The organism is Bradyrhizobium sp. AZCC 2176 (assembly GCF_036924645.1).
In the GTDB taxonomy this organism is placed as follows: domain Bacteria; phylum Pseudomonadota; class Alphaproteobacteria; order Rhizobiales; family Xanthobacteraceae; genus Bradyrhizobium.
In genome coordinates this window covers 2,257,203-2,279,702 of record NZ_JAZHRX010000001.1, presented here as the reverse complement: position 1 = coordinate 2,279,702, position 22,500 = coordinate 2,257,203, and the positions used below count along the sequence as shown (strand labels likewise).

Genomic DNA, 22,500 nt, shown 5'->3' with positions numbered 1-22,500 from the left:
CGATGCATAAATGCATTCGATGCATGAGATAGACCATATTCGCGCGTGTGAATGGGCGTCAACCTTTAAGTGCTGTGACCTCGAGTTCAGCGGCGATCGCCAAGCCATCGCAGCAATGGGCGCGGGCGAGGTTAGGTTCGATGTCGAATAATCAATATTGGAAGGGAGGACGGAGGAGGGGTAAGCAGGCGCCGAAGCTGCTCGACGGCTTCGTGCGCGAGCCGCGCGGCCCCAAAGTCCGCAAGCCGCGTCTGTATCTCAAGAAGGCGAAGGCGCCGAAGGGTTGGCCCAAGGACGCGCCGTACGGCACGTACTACATCTACCATTACAAAAAGGACTACTCGACCGGCTGCAATCAGGACCAAAAGGAGGAGGCGGACGACAAGTATCAGGAGTTCTGCCGCGACGTCCGGCTCGGCCGCAAGGCGCGGGAGGCTCCAGGGCAGATCACGTTTGCGGAGATAATCGCAAGCGGCTTGGCCCGCCTGAAGCGTAACGCGAATACGCCGCGGAAGCTGGCCGCCTTCGCCACGGCGCAGAGGCAATCGGTCTGGTGGCTGCAGCACTTCGGCAAAATGAAGCTGATCGATTACCGTCCCGGCGACTCGGACGAGTTTCAGACTTGGTACGTCGGCTGTCGGTCGGCCGCCTACCTTCGGAATCCCGATCGTCGCGGATCGGCCGCGAACGGCGCCAACGTGCTGCTGCGCGCGCTTAAGAGCTTCACCCAGGACTTCGCCCGCGACGAGAACATGGGCTGGTATCCGGACATCAAGATTCCAGAGGGCGAGCAGATCCCGCCGGGCCCGTTCTTCCGGCGTTCGGAGCAGGCCGCGCTGCTGCTGGCGTGCCGCGGCTGGGTCAAGGACCGCAAGACGGGCAAGTGGAAGACCCGGACGTACGTCGACGCGAACGGCGTCACGCGGACGACGCGCGTCGTTCGTCCGGCATGGATCATCGCCGCGCGCAAGGGCAAATCGCGCTTCATCCGGCTCGGCGTGCGCACCGGTGCTCGCGAGCAGGATCTGTTGGGTGTGGTGTGGGGCTTGGCTCCCCACACGACGTGTGTGGAGGTCGACGACGACGGCGCGGGCATGTTCCACCGGCGCGGCACTGAGGAGGTCGAGACCAACAAGTCGCGTCCGTCTAGCCTCGTTCCAGACCGGCTGCGATGCCTGCTCCGCATCTGGAAGAAGGAGGACGGCCAGTCCAAGCGCGTCACCCAGCGCGACCGGGAGAACGGCACCGTGCGGAAGAAGCAGCGCTATCTCATCCGGAAGAAGAATGACAAGCATTATTCGTCGCTCTCGCTCGCGAGCGTGGTCAAGGACGCGGGGCTGCCGGCGAATTACACCGAGCATTCGCTGCGCCGGACTGCGGTAGAGGAGGCGCATCTCCAGTGCTGGTCGTTGGCGACGGCGACGCACATGATCGGCATGACAGCCGAAATCCTGTTGAAGTCCTACACTGACTGGAACGAGCGCGCCGCCAGAAGCGAGGCGCAGGCGTTGCGCGAGGCGAACTCGAAGCAGAAAGCGCGGGCACTCCGGGATGTTGAATACACTATGCCAGAAGACAGCGACCGCGTGCGGTTCTACGCCCGCGCGATCGCGCGTCTGAAGGCCAAACGTCTGCAGGAAGAGTGTGCCGAGGCGCCGGCCGACGCCATGGCCGAGGCCGAGGAGGCGCTCGCCGCGTTGCGCGCGGCCAACAGGGGCTTGGCGGCCCACCGTCTGCGGATGGACGATCTCGCCGAGGTACCCGCTGCCGACGCCGGCAGCATTGCTTACGCGTCGGCACCGTTCGACGACGTCGCCGCGAAGTTCGCGGCGACGCCATGACGCGTCGGATCCCGTTCTACGGGCCGGCGGCGACCGGCCTGCGGGACGGCAGTGGGCCCGGCGCAGGCGATCTGCTCGATCTCTTCGACGAGCGGATTTATCGAACGCGCTGGCCGGACGACCCCTACGAGCTCCAGTTCGCTGGCATCGCCGCCCTTATCGTCTGCTGCGGCGCTTGGCCCGAGGAGATACCGCTCATCGAGACCGCGGACATCGCAGTTAAGAATGTGCCGCCGGGCGCTAACCTCGATCCCGCCCTTCCGGCCGATAACGGCATCTGGCTCGGCCGCGGCGACTACCGCCGACGTGTCTGGGTGCCGGAAGTAGCCAGGATGGTCCTCGCGCGCGTCGTGGGCCGCATCGCGCCGGCCCCCGGGTGCAACCGTCTGTTCGTGCGCAGGGATGGAACGCCCATGAACGGGAAGGATGTGCTGTCGAGGTTCAAGAACCTCAGCGGTAGAGTCGGCTTGGGCAGCGGCCAGCTGACCACGCAGATACTGTTCTTCTTCGAGGACTGCGCATCGAAATGCGGCGACCCGCTGGCCGAGGCCTTTCTGGCGCGCCGCCTCGCCGAGATGCGGCGGGCCCGTGCACTCGGCGGCGTGGGCGAGCCAACCCTGGCGCAAATGCGCAAAGCGGTCGAACGCGCTGGTCATCCACTGGCACGGCTCACGCGGGACATCCTTCAGCATGTACGGCCGCTTGAGCGCGCCTATCCGGATCGCGCATTCCGGAAGCTTCGTCCGGAAACCCTCGCCGAAATTGAAGCGGCCAAAGGGGGGCGGGGCAAGTGTTGCTACCCGCCGGAACTAGCTGAAGCCGTCTTCGCGGCGACGGCGGCCGGACGCCACGAGTTCGAGATCGCCGCCCATTACGGAATTCCCGTCACGTCGGTGGGCAGACTGTTGAAGGCGCGTCGCGCTGGCTACAGCAGCCAACGCCTCGGGATGGGGCCGCGAACGTATCAGGCTGCCTTTGTCGCGCATGCGCGCCGCCATCCGCACAAGACCGCCTCCGAACACGTATCTTGGATGGCTGCGCGCCTGGGCGTCCGGACGAACAATAATCGTCTGACCGACATTGCACGCCGCAAAGGGGTCAAGCTCGCGCATCCGATAGGCGCGCTGCGCAACGGTCGCGATCCGAAGCGGGTCGAGGCCCACATCCGCAACCATCCGGAGCAGACTATCGTCGACGCCCAGTCCTGGGCGAAAAACACCCTCCGGCGCGACCTTTCAAGGGGCGTACTCTATAGCTTCGCCAGGAGCCGTGGATTGCGCTTCGCCACGCTCTTCAAACTCGTGGGGGAAAAAGCCGAGCGCCTGGAGGCGTACATACGCGCAAATCCCGATGCCGACATCGCCGAGGTGGTCGTCTGGATCGAGCGTGAGTTGAAGATGGCCGTCGACATCGAGGCGGTGCGCGGCTTTCTGCGCAGACGAAGCCTCAAGGTTCGCAACCGGCCAAAGGGAAAACCGGCGCCATACGAGCGGCAAGTGCTCGCCTGGATCAAGGCGAACCCCGACGCAGAATTCGGTGAGGCACTCGCTTGGTTGAACGGCGATGCCGGCATGTCGGTGGCTCCAGAGACTTTACGGGCGTTCCTGAGGAGTCGCAGCATTAGGCTGCGTCCGGGCAAACAAGGGCCCAAGGCGCCATATGAGCGGGAGTTGCTGGCTTGGATCGAGGCGAATCCTGGCGCCACGAATGTAGAGGCGCTCGCGTGGTTGAAGGATGAACTCGGCATCGCGCTGAATCGCAAGACCCTGGGTTCGTTTCTGAGAAATCGCAGTATTAGGTTGTGTCCTGATAAGGGAGGGCCCAAGGCTTCGTACGGGCCGGCATTGCTGACCTGGATTGAGGTCAATCCCAACGCCAGTTTCGGTGACGGGCTCGCTTGGCTCAAGGACGAGCTCGGCGTCGCGATGCCCGCCATGACGCTGCGTTCCTTCCTGAAGAGGCACGGTATTACGCTGCGTTCCAGCAAGAGTAACATTAAGGCGCCCTACGGGGCGGCATTGCTGGCTTGGGCCGAGCGGAATCCCGATGCCGAGATAGACGAGGCTCTCACGTGGCTGAAGGACAAACTCGGCATGTCGGTGGAGCCCAATACGCTGTGGGCGTTCGCGAGGAGAAACGGCCTAAAGCTACGTGCTCGCAGGCCCGGGCCCAAGGTTTCGTACGAGACCAAGCTGTTGGCGTGGATAGGCGAGAATCCTGATGCTCAATTCGACCAGGTGATTGCGTGGCTGGCGGGAGAACTGGGGACGGCCGCTCCGAATCCGGAGGCACTGCGAACGTTCTTGCAGCGCCGCGGCATCAAACTGCGACGCAGTAAGGGAGGGCCTAAGGCATCTTACGGGCCGGCGCTGCTGACCTGGATTGAGGCCAATCCCAACGCCGCATTCGGCGACACGCTTGCATGGTTAAAGAACGAGCTCGGCATCGCGATGCCGGCGCAGACGTTGCGATCATTCTTGAAGAGCCGCGGCATCGTGCCGCAAAGCCCCAAACGGTCCTCGGGCTCGTCCCGCTGAGGCCGCGGCCTTGCCGACCAACGGCCAAGTGATCGCGCGTGCGGATGACCTAAGCCGACGTATATGGTGTTGCCTCTCGCGGCGAAGGGATGGAGGAATAGGCTAGTCGGACATCCTGAAAACGACTTACAGGTAGTATCCTGATACTACTCGAATTTTTTTCGAGCCAATCAATTTCCGACAATTTGGGCGATATTTGCCGGTTTAGGGCTTGCTGAGACCACATACGGCCGCATGAAAATGCATTGGAATCAATAGGACCGTATTTCAGCGAGGAGAGCTTGAGCAAATTTGGGTTGGACCTTTTTTCAGTCGTGTCAATGTATTGCTGGCTTTTTGGCCGACGGCTTTCCGATCAATTGCCGACTAATTCACGCGCACAGCGCCGAATGAGTCCGCATAGAAATGGACCGATAGTGTTCGACCTCTGTCGAGCCAAGGGATACGCCTCGCGTTCGCGAGGCGCCGTCGCGTCGGTCTCGTAGATTGAGGCGACTGGCCGCCTTCTTCGGTGATGGTCCAACCAAACAGGTCCCGAGAATGTGTCGACGGCAGTAATTACCGTCCGGAGAGGCGAGCGACCGTTTCGATGATGGAGACTGCGAGGCGGAGGGCTGTTGTTCGCCGGCCGGACGAGTCGTTGAACCGTCTCGGCGGGTTTCTTCTCTTTGGATGGGAGCGCTGCTGTGCCGGCAGCTTTACCGCGGTGGCAGTCCAGCGACGGCCCGGGCCTCGTTCTCCGTCATGCCGCCTTGAAGCCGATCTGACGCTCTCGCCTCCCGCGAGCGAGGTAAAACGCGGCCGGTGGACAGGCCGAGCAGTAGGCGGCGCGTCAGGAAGAACTTCCCGGCTATCGCGCAAACCGCAAGTTGACCGTCCCGGATGGCGGTGCGTAGCGTCGCGACAGTGATCGGCCCCTGAGGCCAGTGGAGATCCACGGCCTCCTTGAGAGTCATGAGTTCGTCCATGTCCCAGGATTCGGGGGTGGGACGGGCTTCCACGCGCGCGCTTTGCACCGGCGTTTTTCTCGTCATGGCAGTTCCTCGGCACCCGTCAGAATAGCGATCGAGGCATACTCAGTTTTGCACGTCGAAGATGGTTAATTGGCCTCGGCACATCAGTGCCTGATCGAACGGATTTCTCTCTCCCTAAGGATAGCCTCAACGACGCGTCGCAATTGACGCACAGACCCGCCTTGCCAATGCTCGGCAATCATCCGGCGCTCGACGCCGTCGAGCGGCTGCACCCATCGTTCGTTGACGCTCCGTTCGCGGGTAAGGTCGGCGATCACGCCTGGCAAGAGAGCGTCGAGATCGTCCGGCTTCGGCTTCGGAAACCTCACGATGCGAAACCTGTCGCGGATCTGCAGGGGCAGGGGATCCAAACTATTCGCGGTCGCGACGTAACTGACATGGGAAAGGTCCAGATTGGTCTGCAGCGCCGGATCCGGATAGCGCGCGTTGGTCTCCGGCTCGAGGAAGCCGAGCAAACAGTCCCAGAGGCGTCCGTAGTCGGACCGGGTCGGGGCCTTCTCCAGTTCATCAAGCAAAATCAGCGGATTGGCGATCTTGCCTTGGGCCACCGCCAGAAACGCGTGGCAAGGCTCGGCCGAGTACCAGCGGCGGTCGGTGCCGCCGAACACCGCGCCATCAGAGCGGCTCGCATCGGTGCGCCAGACGTTGACGCGGAGCAGCTCGCCCAGGCGCCGAGCGAATCGACTCTTCCCACCGCCGGGATCGCCGACGAGCAGCAGCGGCCGCAGATGAACGGTGGTCCGGCCGACGAGATCGGCGAGAGCGAAATCGGTGACGTCAAGAGCGTATGGGAATTCAAACAGAAGCGCATTGCGCACCTCGTGCAGCGGCGGCGCCTCGATAAGTGGCAAGGCGACGTTGATGACGGACTTCAACGGTCCGAGGATGTCCTTGAGCTTGCTGTTCTTCATCTCCTCCGCCGGGAGGCGCGCCACGACGACGCCATGGTCCGGAGCGGGCTCCGCAGGAAGCTCCTGCTGCTGGGTTGTGGCCGCGGTCTCGGCTTCCTGCAGCTTCCGGCGCTCCGCCTCCTCTTCCTTCAGCTTGCGGCGTATCGCCGCCTTGGCGGCAGCGACCCGGAGCTCTGCCATGAGGGTACCGAGTCTCGTTGCGTTTTCAGCAGCGCCGACATGTTTTGAAACGAGATCGCTGCAGGCGGGCAAGGCCGCCCAGCCATAGGTGAATTCTTCGAGATCGCAGCGCAGCTCTTCCTCAGTCTCGCGGTAGACATTTCGGAACGCTTCGACCAGCGCCTTCCCGACCCGGCGATAGTCGTCAAACAAGTCCGCGCTATGTGGTAAAGGAAGGCACAGCAGTCGAACGCAATCCGAGAGGCTGCGCAGGACGGGCTCGTCCTGGCTGACGGCTCGCCGGTCGAGCTCAGCCGCGAGTAGAAGCCCGTTGTCAGCGCTCCATGTTACCGCCCAAGCTACTGTCTGCGGCAGGCCGGGGCAGAGCTGGCTGATTTCGGCAACCAGCCGCTCCTCGATATGCGGCGCGCCTCGATTAACGAGCATCGCATAGCGCAGCAGGCGGGGCAGCGCCTGCAGGCGCTTGTCCAGATCGGACGAGTCGGCGGCAGCACCGGTCGATGCCGCATCGTCCTCGGCAGCGGGGAGGTCGATATCATCGGTGTCACCCGTAGCGGTCATGCCTCGTCCTCCGAACCGGCGGCTTCAGACGAATCGAACAGGCGGCCAATGTCGTTCGCATCCGCCGGAGATCCCAGCCGGTAAAACCGCGACAATGTGCGAACCCATTCGCCATCAGGATCCGCCCACCAGAGCGGTGACGTCATCACCCTGCGATCACCGAGAACCGGGTGCCCCACCACGCGCCCGACCAAGTGCAAGCCTGCCGGCGTTGCGACGGGCACCCAGTCCCGCAGGAGCGGAGCCCTGTCCAGAAGTCTCGCCGAAACGTTCCGGTTGAGCCGCAGCCGCTCGCAGTCGTCGGCGAGGAGGTGAAACCGGCGGGAGAGATCGAGCGAGATGTCGGCTGGATCGAGAAAGGGAAACGAACGCGTCAGCATGAATGCACCGAATGAGAAAAGAATACTGCCTGGGCGAAAGCTGGCTCAGGCTCGTAGCCGTTGGGTCCCCCGGCCATGCGGGATGGATCGTATTCGTCAGTCATTCGGCAAATCCAGAGTGAACGCGGGATTGAAATGCGCGGCTTCTCCCGGATATCCGCGTGGATTGCTGATGAAGCGCGTCTTGCCACGGCGAAAATCGATCGCGTGATGTGTGTGTCCTGAAATGGCAACATCGGGAGCCAGATCGATCGGCCAAGTCGTCGAGAAGTTCGATGCGTAAGCCGCGGCGAGAAGACTGCGCTCGTCCCGAGGATCTATCGCCTCCATGATGGTCGGATGATGCGTGACAAGGACTGTGACGCCTGCATGATGCTGACATAGCTCACGGTTGATGAACTGTCGGGAACGTTGATGAAGCAGGCTCGCCTCCTGAGGGCGAAACCTCTGCCATGGGTCGCGATTCCATTTAATTTTCTTGTGATCGCGCTTGGTGTCATAGGCAGCGCGCATCGCAGGCTGGCGAAGTCCCGGCCCAAAGAGCTCGTAGTCGGTCCACAGCGTCGCGCCCACGAACCGGGCCGCGCCGATCTGAACGCTATCGTTCTCAAGCAGATGAACGCCGAGTTCGTTCGCACGCTTGCGTCCTGCTGCAAGCTCGGTGCGATAGACACGCGAGTAAAATTCATGATTGCCCGCCACTACGACGAGTGTGACGGGGCTGGGATAGGCTTCGCGCAGCAACTCGACTGACTCCACCAGGCCCTCCCGGGTGTCGCCTGCTACAACGACCACATCGACGCCATCCACAAGAGGCGGCGGCGGCCGATTTCTTGGGCGGCCGGTGTGGAGGTCCGACATGATCTGGAGCCTCACAGAGGTTCTCCCAGATCACTACGGCGGGTAACTTGCGCGAAGGAACGCAGCAACCAGCTCGTTGCAATCGCCCCGTGGGTGTTGCTCGCGTTCGGCATCTTGCGCATCAGATGCGAGAGCACGAGCGCAGCTCCGTCGCTTCCGTCTGCCGCGCATGCGGCCAGCGCCGTCATGATGAGATCGTATGCGTTCCCGGTCGAGCGCTGAGGGTTCAACCGTAAGGCGAGACCAATGGCGGCCGGTGCGTCTCCGGCAGCCGCCGCTCGCCACCCCGATTCGCCAAGAACGACGACCGTTGCCAGGGCATTACGCATAGCCACCACAGCTGCGCCGTTGAAAAATTCGGCATGCTCGGTGCGCCACCATTCCAAGGGATGCGACGGCAGAGGGATTGGCGTCGTCATTGGGCGTCCATGCCTGATCTTGGTCTTCGGCTTTCTCGCCATTGGTACTCCTACGGCAATGTTCTACCGTTCGCGTGGAAGCGTCTCCGCACGCTGTGCTCCTCTGATTGATTTGGAGTGGAGACATCGGCTACGCCGACATCCCCACAATCTGGAAACGCGGCTCACGCCGTCGTTTCACCCTTGCCACGCCGGGCCACGCGATGCCTCGCCGGACCACGCCCCGCCCAATCGGTAATATTACTCGAGCTTCTTCACTTCGAAGGTGCCGTTCTGAGGGCGCCAATCCCCGAGTCCACGACGGATGCCGGCCATGGCGAGGGCTTGGATCACGTGCTCGCCGTCAATGATTGAAGGGAAATAGTTGACCGTGAGATCCGCTTGCCACTCGTTGAAGCACGGGCGCGTGCGCATCGTTTTGGCATTGATCCCCACCTTCACGGCGCATCGGAAAACGAACCTGCCAGTCTCCCAGAGCTGATCGACGTCGGTGGGGCCGTCATAGGAAAGAACACCATCGTGCTCGACGGCAATGCCGGCCGCAGCCTGCGGACCGCGTTTGAGAGCTTTGGCACCGCCGACGAAGGCTGCTGCAAGGGCTTCTGCTGGAATACATGGCGCACCGTTGTGCAACCAAAGGCCACCAAACCATTCAACTTTGCTAATCTGCTTGTGGTCCGCAATGGTCTTGGGCCTCTTTGCGGTCAATCGCGCCAGGTCCTGCGTGATCGGGTCGAGCGGATCCGCCAAACGCCCACTGTGCATGATCAACCTTTTGGTGCCAGTGATGCGGAGACGCATGCTTTCGCGATTCATCACGATGCTCCCGTCGTCGGATCGGTTTGAGGAGTGCGAGGGTCGCGCAATCGCTGGACATCTGCGCGCCGCGGCGTCGTGGCGGCATAGCGCCGGGCTCGCAGGAAGTTCGTCACTTCGCGATGGCATGGCCTGCACAAGGCGATCAGGTCGGTTTCCCGCTCACAGCCAAGGCGCTCGTAGTTCGAGTGATGGACTTCCAGCGTGGACTTCGCGTGGCAAAGACGGCAATGGCCGTCAGCGTCTGCGAGCACCTTCAGGCGTGCGGGATTGTTTCGCCACGCATTACTCGCAATGTAAGCTCGGTAACTCAATTAACACTCCGATACACTTCGATCATAAAATAGCACGAAGTGCCGAAGTTTTCCACAGCTTTGTGCTAAAATCGGAACGAAGTTGGTGTATGGTTAACGTGGAATCATCCCAAGGCATGGGCCACTTTGACCGATACGCCAGAGCGCGACCTAATTTCGCCGGCCATGATCCGGGCCGCGCGAGGTCTATTGGGTCTCAGCCAGGCGGATCTCGCAGAGAAAGCGAAGCTGAACCAGCGGACGGTGTCGAAAGTGGAAGAAGATGCTGGCTCTTCCCGCGACCCTCGCCGCCTCCGGGTTCTGGACACTCTTCAAGAGACATTTGAAGCGGAAGGTGTCGAATTCATTTTCCCTGGCGAAGCAACGGGGGAGGGCGTGAGAAGAAGAAAAGCCGATTAGACTATGACGCGAAAATCATGGGGAAGCGATCCGGGCTGGTCGAATTGCGTGTTCTGCGGCAAGCCCTCGGGAAAAGCGGATCGATCAAAAGAGCATGTCCTGCCAATGTGGATGCTCAGGGCGACAGGCGACCCAAACAGGCTCATCAAGATCGAGACTGACCCGACTTCCGGCATCGATATCATTCGCCCGGCATCTACCTTTCACTTCCCAGCGTGCAGGCCCTGCAACGAATCGTATGGCACGAAGCTGGAGGCTAGAGCCAAGACTGCCATGGACGCTCTCTTCGGCGGAAGATCGCTCCAAGTATCGCAATGCTATCATCTGCTGGACTGGCTCGACAAAATCCGAATCGGGCTATGGCTCGCATTCAACACCCTCCACAAGGAGTTCTTCCAACCCAAATTTCGAATTGATCAGCGTCTTGGCAGCAAGGATCGCATTGCAATCATTAGCGTAGACCCCAAAGACAATACTAAGGGTTTCGGGTTTGGCGGTTTGGACAACAATGTATTCCGGACAAGTCAGTTCGGCATGTATCTTCGAGTGAACAACGTCCGCATCATCTCGATGTCGTTCGATGTGTTTATCTCCCGCTTTGCAGGCATGCCCTATGCCGATGAACTGTACTTTGCCGAGGGCGATTTCAACACAGTGCTCGCCGATGTCCGCGGTGGAAACTACCAACTCAGCCAGGACTGGGGCGAATTCAATGTTTCTGGCGCGACGATAATAGCCCAAGCGGCGTTCTGGCCTGGAGAAGCTTCCCTCTTTGATGGACGTTGGGAAACATATTTGAACCAGAGAACAATCGGACGACTAAGACATATTCCTCGCCTCAGCAAACCCACTCACCTCAATCGAGTCTTTCAAACTCAGCTCATTTCGAATGCTGAGGGTGAATTCAAGTACTTTTCCAATCCGAGGAAGCGGCTCAAGTTCGGTCGCGCAGCCGCAAACTCTGACGCAGACTTGATGGTGAGGCTATATGTGCTTTGCATGAAGTATGTTGTCGGACTCGGTCCGACGAAGGTCGCGAGCAAGGACGGCCGCAAGCGAACTACCATCATGCTAGCGCTACTCTGGGTTCAGAAATCTCTACAGATCCTGTTTCGCCTGCGTGACCTGGGCATTCATGATGCCAAGCTCATCGATTTTATGATCGATGAGATGCAAAAGGTCACGCGAGCCTTCGAGGAGTCATCAGCAAATGCGCAGGGTACTCTCGTTCAAGAATATTCGGAGCTGATAACATAGCTTATTCCCTGAAAGGCGGTCTCCCCGCAGGGCAAAACATGGCGATGCACATCAAGCTCGTTAGGAGAGCAGTTGTCGTGGCCATTCGAGAAGTTCCGTCCGCCCCACCAGCTCAATTTTGAATCTCTCCGCACGTTCGATAGTCGAGCGTGAAAAGCGAGCGGCGTTTGACACAACGAACAGCCGCGCGTCTCCCGGATAGTGTGCGCGTGACCGCAAGAGATCGTCAATCGCTTCTGAGCCGCTCGGGGCGTTCTGTACCTGTGTGTGCTTGCATTGAACGATCGCACGGGCACCGGAGGCCCTATGCACCAGAACGCCGTCTGCTCCTCCATCGTACGATTTCGGTGTGCGAGATGCCTCCCACCCGAGTGAGATGCAACGAGCTAGCACCCACCGTTCGAATGCGATGGGCTCCATGGAATCGACTTCGTCTATATCTATAGGACTGAGATCGATATTGGGGGACATCCGGCCAAGGTTCTCCGCAAACCAATCTTGATCACGCTTGGCATTTACGGGTGGAACAAACATGCGCGCCGACAGGTCGCGCTTCCTTATAAGCAACGTGTTTAGCAGTGCATCAAAACTGCTCTCGCCATAAGCGGGATGGATCGCCATGGGATAATAGACGTGCACCGTTCTATCTTGGCCGATCCGATAGACCCGGTCGGTACACTGATCCTCAACCGCTGGGTTCCACCAGCGCGACAAGTGAATTACGTGATTGGCCGAGGTTAGGGTTAATCCAACACCACCAGCTCGAGGCGATAGGATCATCACATCAAATGCGCCACGATGTTGTTGGAATTGATCGACCAGCGCTTGTCGCTTGTCACCAGCGACTTCGCCGTTGATCTGCATTGGTCGCTTTTGGAGACCGTACCGGGTCTTTATCATGAGAGCCAAATGCTCCTGAAGATCGAGACTCTCTAAAAAAATAAGAGCTTTCTCCTTTCGCGACGCGATCTCATCGAGGATCGCGAATGTCTCGGTCAATCTGGCAGACTGTTCAATGAAGGCTCGTGGGTCCTTGATCTCACCCGCTGGCGGCCAGATGGGGTGCAAAGAGACGCCTCGAAGCATGTGAAGTGTCTCCAGCATTGGTCCTGAAGCCGGATCCTTAGCGCGACTCACAAGGTTCGCATAAATGCGTGCCTGATCCGAAGGCATGTTGCGCCGCCTAATATGAATTTGCTTCGTGGGAAGACCGTCCAATTCCTCGGACTTTAGACGTCTCAACATTGCGGACGGCGCGCCAGGCTGGCCGGATAAGAGCGCGTTGTGGAGCGCCACCATAGCAGCATCGTCGTCAGCCAAGTATTTCTTACTGAATTCCTTCAAGTCGCCGAGAAAGCCCGGGGTTATGATATCTACAATGCACCAGAGGTCCGAGAGCTCGTTCTCGATAGGCGTTCCAGTCAGGCCGAGGATAAAGTCCGCATTCAGCGTTTTCGCCGCTCGTGTCAACAAAGACGAAGGTGATTTGACCTTCTGCATCTCGTCGAAGACCGCACAAGCAAAGGGAATTGAAGCAAAGCTGAGGTGATGGTCCCGCAACGTTTCATAAGTTGTCAAGACCCAGTCAGCTTGCTGCATGCGGCGATGGTCAAGAGCCGGCCCTCCTCGGTCCACCTCGCGTTCGCTCGGAATTTTCAAGACTTGAAGATGTCGTCCGTAAGCTCGGCAGATTTCTCCGAGACCGGGTTCATGCAAGTGTTGATCGTGCTCCTTTCCCCAGTTTGCTAAGAGACCAGTGGGTGCGACAATGATGACTGGGCGCTTTAGCCCCGAGCGTTGCCGGCTCTCCTTCAACCATGAAAGAAAAGACAGAGCTTGGAGCGTCTTCCCCAAGCCCATATCGTCGGCAAGTAGTACGCCTGCGCGTCCGTTGAGCCAATTCTGCTGGATCCACTGAAGGCCGATACTCTGATGCTTCATCAAGCTTGGACGCAGCGCGGTCGGCGTTCCTAGAGCAGGGCCGCCTCGCGGTGTTGCCTTCTTGGTAAATCCAAGACTATCGAAGTTCTCTTCGACGAGAAGGACATGTCTATCCTCGCGGAGGGGTTCGTTTGGTTCGGGCGTAGTGGGTGAAGCGATTGGCGTGAGTGCTGGTGAGGGACTGATGGCTCCCATGAGTTCGGCCAGTGATCTTTCAGTCTCCTCGCTTGTGGGGACGCGGATCTTCTGCTCGCCGAATTCTACGTACTCTTCGCCTTTTTGCTTCGCAGTCGTGATCGCGTCCCGGAGGGGCGCTACGTCGTCCGGCTTAAGCTCTAAGTACACCCCGCCGACCTGAAGGCCAAAACGCTCCGGAAGCCAGGAGTTAGGCTCGCGCTTGATCCATGGAATCACAGGCGGCGTCCAAACTCCTATTCCCGTAATACGAGCTGAATATTGCTCCGTCTCGACGAAGATGCGCTCTATCTCGTCTTCGGCGAGCGTGCTCGCGAGAGCCTCCTTGAGATATAGCTGAGGAGCTTGAACGAAGCGCTTTCGAGTTTCGGCGTCCCCTTGCTGCATTCGTCTGACGACAGTCATCGCACTTTGCAGCATGGGATCCAGGTAGAGAAAGACGCCGCGCTCTATCAAGTAGGATGGCTTCACAGCACTGGTTGATCGAAAGCGTTCCTTGGCAAAAATCGCTTGCTGATTTTCGGTAAGGACACTTTCCGTCTCACTTACGGGCGAAGCCGGGCTCCCCTCGGGTCCTGTACGATCAAGTATTCGTCGCCCGAATAGAATTGGATCAAAATTGAACGCTCCCCTAGAGGCATTCAAGCTAAGCGAGAATGCTGAGGCATGAGCAATACGAAAGCTTGAAAAATATCTGTCTATAGTTAGCTGATCGGCGGCCTCGTGCGGCAATAAGGATTGCAGTTCGGCGAGACGTTCCATGCGGATGCTATCATCGCGAGTATCCGCTGTTGCGAAGTTGTCGATGGACTTGAGAAGAGAAAATAGAGGTTGCGGCAACCTATAGCGTGCGTTGCTGACAGAAATGAATGCGCCCTGACGCTCTGCTCGGCAAGGTCTGTTCGTCTCATCGACCCATCTGTAAGTGACCGAGAAGTCCATATCGGTAATTAGATTGCGTGTGTTGACTTGCAGTACGTGACGAGATGACGGGGGCAACCCCAAACCAAGAGCCTGCGGTTCTGATAGGGATGCGATCGTTTCGTCGTCCAGAAAGAGAGCTTCTCCGCGACGCTCAACCGGGCTTTCAGCGTCATCAGCCAGCGCAAGCACGCGAGACAACCCCGAAAATGACTCATGGGCCATTCGATCGGCCCAAGCATCAACGGGTACAAACTCGCCACGACCGATCCAGGGCTTCTCTTGTAAACGAAGTTCGATGCCCCCTACGTGCGTGATCTCGTATAGGAACGCTAAACGTCCCATGAATCATCTCGTCCTTCGGCGTGGTAGGTATTCGTGCTCAGCTAGCCTAATTCCAGTGTGCCTTCTGATATATCCCTCAGCCTTGCCCTGCCATCCGTCCGGCGGATTGTGAACGATGTCAAAGTCAGAGTCCTTCCGAAGCTCAACTGCAATATAAGACGGTGCATTGAACTGCGGAGCGGCGCCGTTGCCGCGCTTCCAAATCCGGAGCCGACCATTGTGGCTCCAATCAGCTACGATCAGTTCTCCGATGCTCAGCAGCAGAACTGCTTGGTCGGGTCCGGCGCCGGCTAGGGTCGCAAAGCGCTTCATTAGCGGGTCTGCTGTTGTCTCGGATATCTTCCGCGCGACGTGTGCGCCGTTGCTGCCGAAGGCAACCCATGCATTGGCAACGTATCCTCTTTCGATGTAGGCGCTCCAGAAGGAGCGTCTGAAATCCCACTGATGGCGCTCGGCAACTCGATCAACCACCTTAAGGAATTGCTCCAAAGTGGCCTGCGCCAGCCATCTGATAATTATGTCCCGCGCCGCTTGATTGACCCCGAGCCACGCCCCTCTGTCGATCCTGGGATCGCTCAAGCCTTCGATCAAGAAGCTTTGAATTGCCTCTTTGATCGACGGTTCGGGGTCGCCACCTTCCCAAGGCGTGAGAAGAGCGTTCGCAATTGCGCCTCTATGCGCGGAATAGTGTAAGCTGCTCGAGTCGCCCTTTGCCCATCTAATAATACGAGCGACTTCCTGTAATGACGGATTGCTTGCAAGTCGACGCTCTGTAATCGCGAGCGCACGGAGAAAGGCGGAAGAGGCAAGGCCACCGGACGACAATGGCCCAGTAAGGCCCGCCAATTCCAATTCCTTGCGCGGATCCTGACTGTCCATTGTTGCTTCGCAAAGACGCGCAGACGCCTGAAGTGGACTAAAGAGCCCGTACTGACGATGCCGTTCGACCCACGGCCAGCCTTCGCTTGCGGGTATGGTGGCAATCATCTCGCGCAGAAAGGCGCCAATCTGATGGATTCCCGGATGGCGTTCATCGAAATGTACGCAATAAGTATTGATTAGGCGCCTAATGGAGATCCGGCTCTTTATCGACCGTAGAGCACCTAGATACAGATCGAGGAATTTTGCATTATCTGCAAGCCTAGGGTCGCCATCGAATAGGCAGCTGCCGGAAAGGCGCATGTCCCGTAAGCTGAGAGACGATAGATCGTTTGCGTGCGCCGCTAATCGAAGTCTTTCAATTAAAGCAACATAATCGACGCCATCGAGTGGACTCACCTGTGCGTATCGATCGCATAATTGCTCATAAATTTTCTCAATGCGGGCGCGTGCCGGTAGACGGGGGGCTCGAACGATGGTTCGATTTCCCTTAAGCTCCTCCACTCGCTGACTTAAGCTCATCATTTATTTTCAATGTGATTGAGGTGTTGCTCGATCTGTTTTGCGTCTTCTGATCTGGGGCTCGCCATTAGAATTCGAAGATCAATACGGCGATTCCGCTGCTTGAAGGTTTCGGCGCTCTCCCCAGGTTCAGCTGTAACCGGACGATATTCTCCGTAACCGGAAACGCTAAGCACTGGCTTTCCGGTCGGATTTAAGTAGAGGCCTAGCTCTCGTTTTACTCTCATCAGTTCTCTGAACGTGCTCGTCGCTCTAAGGGTAGACAAATCCAAATTGTCCCTTGGAGGAGCAGACAGCAGAGCAGCGGAGGGACGACTTTCCGCAGGCGCTGCGGGGACGGGAGCCGGAGGGGCATCGCGTCGAAAGATCGAAAAGACGCCTGGCGTCGGCGGAGAACCATTGGTTACTGGGCCTGGAGGATTGACCGGCCGGCGTCGGGCGCTGTAGGCATCAGCATCCGCGTGGCCCTCAATGTAAATGGCCTCAATCTTCGATCGTGTCTTCGGACAGCTTTCATCACGGGAGCGGGTGCCGGACGTATAGCAGGGAAGAACCTGATCCAGGGCTTCGGCTAGGCTCCGAACGACTCTCGACGCGTCGACCCCTTTGGCGCTCAGTTCCCAGTTCGATTTCGCAAACAGCATTTCCTCCGGCAATCGCAGAATGCCTTCGTCCTTGATGATCGTGACGTTGAGACCGCGGCTTTGAAGGAAGCTGCCGATATTCTGCAGAAGCTCATCTCGAGCAGCCTCCGAGGCGGTCAGGTCGTCGATCAGCTCCTTTTGCTGCTTGGTGACTTCCTTCTGCTTCTCAGTCGCATCGGCTAAGGTTTGATTGACCTCCTTCTGCTCCTGAGTAGCCTCTTGAAATCTCATCGCGAAGAACATGAGCATGATTATAAAAATGAAGAGAAGACCGATGAAGACGTCGGTCATTGAAGCAAAGTAGCTCTCTTCCTCGGCGTGATCGGCATAATGGCGGTTTGCCATTTTCCTTAGTTCCTCACTGTGCCGTCTTGGGCGTTGCGAGCGCTATTTAGATTTGCCGTTAGATGCTCCATCGACTGCGCGAACTCACCAAGTTCATCGATTCCGCCTCCCAATCGATCGACTGCTCCCGACAACTTTTCGTCGACCTTCTCGACGAATCCCCGCAACGCTTCTAGATTCTCTTGTACGGATCGGATTATTCTATCGAGTATTAGTCCCAAGCTGTCGTCGACGCCTTTAAAACGCCGCTCGTAGCCTTCCCATTGCTCAGTGGTCGTACGAAGGGTTACCTGTAAGAGATCGCTGATTTTTCGGATCTCTTCTTGGGCGCTAGATATGCTGCGTTCAGAGCCGGCCGTGGCGTCACGAATTTGTTGGGAGGCGGCCGCAATTAGCCTCGAACCTTCGGCAAGCGGCTCGCCGGCCTCGGCGATCGACCTCGCGCTATTGCTCATTGCGCTCTCAGTTGCTTGAGCGGCCGTCGTCAGTTGGCTCAGAGATTGGACGTGCCGACCAATAGCACTCTCGATCTTTGACATCTCATCGACCGTGCCAGTGAAGGAGCGCTCCATGCGATTGACTGCGTCGGCCAGACGGCTGGCGGCATCTGACAGAACACTAGTTAATTCGTCACCTGCCTTAGAGAGCTTCTCTCGTGAAGCCTCACCAGCCTTAATTGCAACGTCGGCGACGTGTTCGCCGATTGACGCAGTACGGCTCGTGAGTTCGCGGCTGATCGAGTTCACCGTCTCTTCGATTTGTGCGGCTAAGCGGGTTGATGCTCGTTCAAAAATCGTGCTGGCTGCGGTCAACTCGGAGCTGAAGCGGGTGTTGGCCGTCTCAGAGCTAGCTGACATTCGACTTGCGGCGCTATCGAGACTGGAAATCATCGTCTCCACAATTGACCGCATCTCCTGTGAGGACTGAGAAACGCTAGCCACCATCGTAGCGCCGCTCTCCCTCATGTTCCTGTTCATCTCTTCGAGCGAAGCGCGCAGATCCGACAGCGTGCCGGCCAGGCCTTGTAGGTGATCGCCAGTCGCGCCTTGCAGCCTGTTAGCAAAGTTACCTGCCATCTCACCAATGGCGCCCTCATTCATTGATGTTAGCTTGCTTGCTACCTCATCGAGGCTCTTCCCAATAGGTGCCATGGCTTGGGCCAAATAGGCAGGCAAAGTTGCTGCAAGAGCTTCTTCAATCCGCTTCCCGATGCTAATGGCGACCTCGGTACTGAAAAGTTTTAGTGTCTTCGTTTGCTCGCAGGTTTCCCGATATTGTTTGAATGCGATGGATTCGGGGGTTACGAAAACGAGTTTTGCCTCGAGAGCGGAGGCGAGACGATCAAAGCTTCTTTCAATGGCAGATATGCCGTATCTTATGACAAGTGTCAGGAGAATCGAGCCGGCCAGTCCAGCTATGGACGTGTAAAATTTGAATGACGCCGCATAGAGCAAATCGCGGAGGGCATTCTGGCTTGCGGTAAGATCAGCGGCACCTCGTATGGCGTCTGTCGTGAAGAAGAGGGCTGTGACCAATCCGAAGAATGTCAGCAATAAACCAACGCCGACGAAAAGATTCGGCATGGTGCGGTAGAGTGGAAATCGTAGACCTACCTCCGCTGTGTTGAAGTAGTTCTGTGGCCGGTCCGTGTTAAGGACTACTTGCGGGGTGTCCTCTTCGGCATCCGGTTCAATGAGTGTTTCACGAAATTCTTGCCACGAATGGCGAAGATATCGATAACCGAGCATCAGTTTCTCGACTTCGGGCAGTCGTTCTGCGAACGAAACTCGGTCTTTGATCCCTCGTACAAACCGTATTCGGCGTCCTACTCGAATGCGTATCAAGGTGGAGTCGAGTAAGAACGCAATGCAAAAAATCATTGCGCTCACAAGGATGGAAAGTGCGAGGGCAGGCGCGACGTTTTCGTCTCGAAACAAATCGAAAAGCGGCCGGACATGCTGAGAGGTCCATGCGCCCAATTCCAGAAAGCTTGAGAAATGCTCGAAAAATGGCATTGCGTTCCTGTTGTGCTATGTCCTGGGTCTATTGGCTCGGACATGCAGTCGTCGCACGCAAAGAAACGTGCGTCGGGAGCCGATTAACTGCTCCACCAACAGCGCGCGTCGCCCCCCGCACGATAATCTTGGCAGTTCCTGCTGCAACTGCAAGTCGATTAGCGCAACTAAGGCCGCCCCTGGTTCGCAGGTCGAGACAGCCAATTTTGGGGGCCGTTTCAACCTGCGCAGCCTATACGTGAATTCGGCTGGTAGTGACGAGTTAGACCATAGTCCCACAGCTAAATCTGTCCACAGGGCAATGATTTAGACCTGCTCTAGCGGCCTCATATCGGGACTAGGGTTGGTGCCCGTATTTTTGCGGGAGGAGCATGTGGCACCCCGGTGGGTGCAGCGCAAACTAGTGGACCACCAAAGGTGACTTCGCTTGTCCCGGTGCGCACAAGCGGGGTAGATTCTTCGTACATTCCGCGCGTTTTCAGAAGCCTAAGTCGCCGCATCGGGATCTTCCTTCTCGCCAGTGGCCACGACCTTCAGCGCGCCATCGGACAGCGGTCGTTGCAGTGCCTTAGCCTCATCCCATGGGCCGCGAAGCCATGCGTCATACTCTTCCGATGCCGTGAGGATGACTGGCATCGCTTTCGGATGGACTCGTCCCACTTCGAGGTTCGGCTCACACGTGAGGAACGCAAAGATGTCAGCAGTTATCTCGCCTTCCTTCGCCTTGCGTACAGATGTCCAGTTCGTCCAGAGGCCGGCGAAAGCGAGAAGGGGCCGAGACTCGTTGCTGGCAAACCAGACCGGAACCTTCTTGCCGTCGATCGTGTCGTACTCGGAAAACGATGTGAACGGAACCAAGCAGCGGTGCTCCGGCCCCAACCATCGCTTCCAATGCGCACTATTCACATTGCGAATGTTAGTGGTGCCGCTGTCAGGCTCCATCCGGAACAACTCCTTGAAATCGACAGGCTTGCCCTTGGCTTCCAGCTTCTGCGCCCGCTTCTTGGTGGCGTCCATCAGCGCGCGCTGCGATGACGGCATGCCCCATCGCGCCATGACGACCTCACGCCCATCGGACGCGTTGCGGATGATCGGCGCCGGATAATCGGGGTAGATTCCCGGCATGGATGGAAGGTTGCCGACGCGGCTGTTGAGCGCTCCGAACAGCCGACGGATCGCATCGACGTTTTTGGTCATCGAATAGAGATTACACACGATCAGGTCTCCGGAGCGTGACGCGCGCGCTGTGCTAGCTAGCTGCAATAGCGTCGCGGACGGGCGTCGACCGGCCTTAGCACATTTGCTGCAGCGAAGCCGACTGGCGAGGTCGTGGACGAACATCGTCGGAGGGTGGTGTAGCGCAACCAAGTCGACGTCCCGGCGCGTCTTGCAGCGCGAGCATTCGATCTCAAGCCACGGGTAGCCACCGTTGATCGCCTGATCTACGCATGGCGATGGGTCGATAGGCTCACCATCCGCCCACATGCGTTCGTTCCAACTTTCACACAGCAGCCGATCGGCCTGGCGGATCGGGGCTGTGCCCTTGGCCCGAACCTCTTGGGACTGAGTAGCAAGCAACGTCGTCATGGCGCGCGCTTTGCCAAGCTCCTTCTGAAGGGCCTTTCGATCGCCCCCGGACAATAGTGTCGGGTGATGTTTGGGTGCCACCGGCGCAGCCCGGTTACTGGCGACTAGCGTACGTCATAGGACGGCCAGCAACCGTCCTCCTCGTGGCGGCCCGTGCGCTGTTGGCAAGTGTTGTCTAGCATTCTGCGACCGACATCCTTCCAGACCGCGTCCGCACCGTATAGCCGGACTGCGTCCACCTTCTGGATCTCGACGATGCGGTCGCAGCGGCTGCAGGAGACCCGCAGAATATGCTGCGGTATTTCGGAAAGTTGCTTCCGGACCGAACGCTAGGCTTGCCCTACGTCAGTCCGAGCGTCCCTCAGGACGGCGTCCCAGTATTCGGGAGGCAGGTCGTCTGCCGGCCCAACTGCGGATGCTGCAGCGTGGCTGGATTTATTCGCTGTGACTATTTTCTCAATCTTCTCAATATGTTGTTGGAGTGGCATCCGCCAGCTCGCGGGATGATTGGTCATGCCGGCTATTAGAACATAATAAGAACATAACGTCGAGTCTGGCCCGTTGAAAAAATGCCGTCGTCCGCAGGACGAGCCTGTCGGAACCATGGCCTGTAGTTCGTCTTAGACTCAGTTGCCACGTTTTCGGAGCACCGCGTCCATGGCCCCTCGCGCCAACTGGAAAGGCTTCTTGCGTCTTTCCCTGGTCACCTGTCCGGTCGCGCTCTATCCGGCCACGTCGGAATCCGAAAAGGTCTCGTTCAACCAGCTCAACCGGAAGACGGGCCACCGCATTAAGTACGCCAAGGTGGACGCCGATACCGGCGAGGAGGTCGCCAACGAGGACATCGTCAAGGGCTACAAGGTCGACACCGACACCTTCATCGAGGTGACGAAGGAGGAACTCGAGAACGTCGCGCTGGAATCGACGCGAACCATTGAGATCGACGAGTTCGTCGACCGCAGCGAGATCGATCCGAGGTATCTGATCCGTCCCTACTATCTGGTGCCGGACGGGAAAGTCGGTCACGACGCATTCGCGGTCATCCGCGAGACCATCCGCGAGATGAACAAGGTCGCAATCGGACGTGTGGTGCTGACAAATCGCGAGCACATCATCGCGCTCGATCCGCTGGACAAGGGCCTCATGGGAACGCTGCTGCGCTACCCCTACGAAGTTCGCTCCGAAAAGGAGTATTTCGACGACATCCAAGACGTCAAAGTCACCAAGGACATGCTCGATCTCGCCAGGCACATCGTCAATCAAAAGGCGGGGCACTTCGAGCCGAACAAGTTCGAAGATCAGTACGAAACCGCCCTCATCGAGCTCATCAATCAGAAGCGCGCCGGCAAACCCATTGTTGCGAAGGAGCGTCCTCGAGGCGAGAACGTGGTCGACCTGATGGATGCGCTGCGCAAGAGCCTCGCAGGAGGCGCGACGGCTGCGAACGCGGCACCGAAGAAGCAAGTCAAGAAGCCACGCAGGGCCACAGCCGGCCAGAAAGAAATGCTGATGCCGATCGCCGGCAAGAAGCAGGAGAAAGAAGCCGCAGCGAAGAAGCCTGCGGCCAGGTCGCAGCGCAAGTCAGCCTGACGCGAT

General features: G+C 58.4%; 15 protein-coding genes and 1 pseudogene. 5 read left to right on the top strand and 11 right to left on the bottom strand.

Annotated elements, in window-relative coordinates; genetic code table 11:
- Positions 1 to 212: 212 nt before the first annotated feature.
- Positions 213 to 1,841, top strand: a complete 1,629-nt coding sequence (locus V1288_RS10465; RefSeq protein WP_334356962.1) for a hypothetical protein — start codon at positions 213 to 215, stop codon at positions 1,839 to 1,841.
- Positions 1,838 to 4,378, top strand: coding sequence for a hypothetical protein (locus tag V1288_RS10460; RefSeq protein WP_334356961.1), 2,541 nt, complete (start codon positions 1,838 to 1,840; stop codon positions 4,376 to 4,378). Before V1288_RS10465 ends, V1288_RS10460 begins: the two co-directional genes overlap by 4 nt.
- A 1,117-nt stretch (positions 4,379 to 5,495) precedes the next feature.
- Here V1288_RS10460 and V1288_RS10455 read toward each other — a convergent pair.
- The 5 genes from V1288_RS10455 to V1288_RS10435 form a co-directional block, all read right to left on the bottom strand.
- Positions 5,496 to 7,064, bottom strand: a complete 1,569-nt coding sequence (locus tag V1288_RS10455) for an AAA family ATPase (RefSeq protein ID WP_334356960.1) — start codon at positions 7,062 to 7,064, stop codon at positions 5,496 to 5,498.
- A complete protein-coding gene (locus V1288_RS10450) occupies positions 7,061 to 7,444 on the bottom strand; it encodes a DUF6634 family protein (RefSeq protein ID WP_334356959.1) in 384 nt (127 codons plus the stop codon). Before V1288_RS10450 ends, V1288_RS10455 begins: the two co-directional genes overlap by 4 nt.
- Before the next feature lie 96 nt (positions 7,445 to 7,540).
- Positions 7,541 to 8,320, bottom strand: coding sequence for a metallophosphoesterase (locus V1288_RS10445; RefSeq protein WP_334356958.1), 780 nt, complete (start codon positions 8,318 to 8,320; stop codon positions 7,541 to 7,543).
- Entirely contained in the window at positions 8,317 to 8,766 is a 450-nt protein-coding gene (locus V1288_RS10440; RefSeq protein ID WP_334356957.1) for a hypothetical protein, read from the bottom strand. Before V1288_RS10440 ends, V1288_RS10445 begins: the two co-directional genes overlap by 4 nt.
- Positions 8,767 to 8,964: 198 nt before the next feature.
- The gene (locus V1288_RS10435; protein WP_334356956.1) at positions 8,965 to 9,540 is read right to left on the bottom strand and encodes a hypothetical protein; all 576 of its coding nucleotides are present in this window, start codon (positions 9,538 to 9,540) and stop codon (positions 8,965 to 8,967) included.
- 440 nt (positions 9,541 to 9,980) lie between these two features.
- Between V1288_RS10435 and V1288_RS10430 the strand changes: the two genes are divergently transcribed.
- Together V1288_RS10430 and V1288_RS10425 are read left to right on the top strand one after the other, a co-directional pair.
- Complete coding sequence (locus tag V1288_RS10430) at positions 9,981 to 10,253, top strand: helix-turn-helix domain-containing protein (RefSeq protein ID WP_334356955.1); 273 nt, start codon at positions 9,981 to 9,983, stop codon at positions 10,251 to 10,253.
- Positions 10,254 to 10,256: 3 nt separating this feature from the next.
- A complete protein-coding gene (locus V1288_RS10425) occupies positions 10,257 to 11,510 on the top strand; it encodes a hypothetical protein (protein WP_334356954.1) in 1,254 nt (417 codons plus the stop codon).
- Positions 11,511 to 11,570: 60 nt separating this feature from the next.
- Here V1288_RS10425 and V1288_RS10420 read toward each other — a convergent pair whose 3' ends face one another.
- The 6 genes and pseudogenes from V1288_RS10420 to V1288_RS10395 form a co-directional block, all read right to left on the bottom strand.
- On the bottom strand, positions 11,571 to 14,912 hold the full coding sequence (locus V1288_RS10420) for an SNF2-related protein (protein ID WP_334356953.1): 3,342 nt from the start codon (positions 14,910 to 14,912) through the stop codon (positions 11,571 to 11,573).
- 3 nt (positions 14,913 to 14,915) lie between these two features.
- A complete protein-coding gene (locus tag V1288_RS10415) occupies positions 14,916 to 16,313 on the bottom strand; it encodes an EH signature domain-containing protein (RefSeq protein WP_334356952.1) in 1,398 nt (465 codons plus the stop codon).
- A complete protein-coding gene (locus tag V1288_RS10410) occupies positions 16,313 to 17,302 on the bottom strand; it encodes an OmpA/MotB family protein (RefSeq protein WP_334356951.1) in 990 nt (329 codons plus the stop codon). The genes V1288_RS10415 and V1288_RS10410 overlap by 1 nt, the downstream gene beginning before the upstream one ends.
- A gap of 5 nt (positions 17,303 to 17,307) precedes the next feature.
- On the bottom strand, positions 17,308 to 19,317 hold the full coding sequence (gene zorA, locus V1288_RS10405; RefSeq protein ID WP_334356950.1) for an anti-phage ZorAB system protein ZorA: 2,010 nt from the start codon (positions 19,315 to 19,317) through the stop codon (positions 17,308 to 17,310).
- A 486-nt stretch (positions 19,318 to 19,803) separates the two neighbouring features.
- Entirely contained in the window at positions 19,804 to 20,532 is a 729-nt protein-coding gene (locus V1288_RS10400) for an SOS response-associated peptidase (protein WP_334361272.1), read from the bottom strand.
- A gap of 12 nt (positions 20,533 to 20,544) precedes the next feature.
- A pseudogene (locus V1288_RS10395) lies at positions 20,545 to 20,985 on the bottom strand (hypothetical protein); the annotation flags it as partial.
- A gap of 576 nt (positions 20,986 to 21,561) precedes the next feature.
- On the opposite strand from V1288_RS10395, the gene ku reads away from it, so the two are divergent.
- On the top strand, positions 21,562 to 22,494 hold the full coding sequence (ku, locus tag V1288_RS10390; protein ID WP_334356949.1) for a non-homologous end joining protein Ku: 933 nt from the start codon (positions 21,562 to 21,564) through the stop codon (positions 22,492 to 22,494).
- Positions 22,495 to 22,500: the final 6 nt, after the last annotated feature.

Coding starts and splice junctions, on each gene's coding strand:
- V1288_RS10460 (WP_334356961.1), top strand. CDS start 1,838: ATGACGCGTCGGATCCCGTTCTACGGGCCGGCGGCGACCGGCCTGCGG.
- V1288_RS10455 (WP_334356960.1), bottom strand. CDS start 7,064: ATGACCGCTACGGGTGACACCGATGATATCGACCTCCCCGCTGCCGAG.
- V1288_RS10450 (WP_334356959.1), bottom strand. CDS start 7,444: ATGCTGACGCGTTCGTTTCCCTTTCTCGATCCAGCCGACATCTCGCTC.
- V1288_RS10440 (WP_334356957.1), bottom strand. CDS start 8,766: ATGGCGAGAAAGCCGAAGACCAAGATCAGGCATGGACGCCCAATGACG.
- V1288_RS10435 (WP_334356956.1), bottom strand. CDS start 9,540: ATGAATCGCGAAAGCATGCGTCTCCGCATCACTGGCACCAAAAGGTTG.
- V1288_RS10425 (WP_334356954.1), top strand. CDS start 10,257: ATGACGCGAAAATCATGGGGAAGCGATCCGGGCTGGTCGAATTGCGTG.
- V1288_RS10420 (WP_334356953.1), bottom strand. CDS start 14,912: ATGGGACGTTTAGCGTTCCTATACGAGATCACGCACGTAGGGGGCATC.
- V1288_RS10415 (WP_334356952.1), bottom strand. CDS start 16,313: ATGAGCTTAAGTCAGCGAGTGGAGGAGCTTAAGGGAAATCGAACCATC.
- V1288_RS10410 (WP_334356951.1), bottom strand. CDS start 17,302: ATGGCAAACCGCCATTATGCCGATCACGCCGAGGAAGAGAGCTACTTT.
- zorA (WP_334356950.1), bottom strand. CDS start 19,317: ATGCCATTTTTCGAGCATTTCTCAAGCTTTCTGGAATTGGGCGCATGG.
- ku (WP_334356949.1), top strand. CDS start 21,562: ATGGCCCCTCGCGCCAACTGGAAAGGCTTCTTGCGTCTTTCCCTGGTC.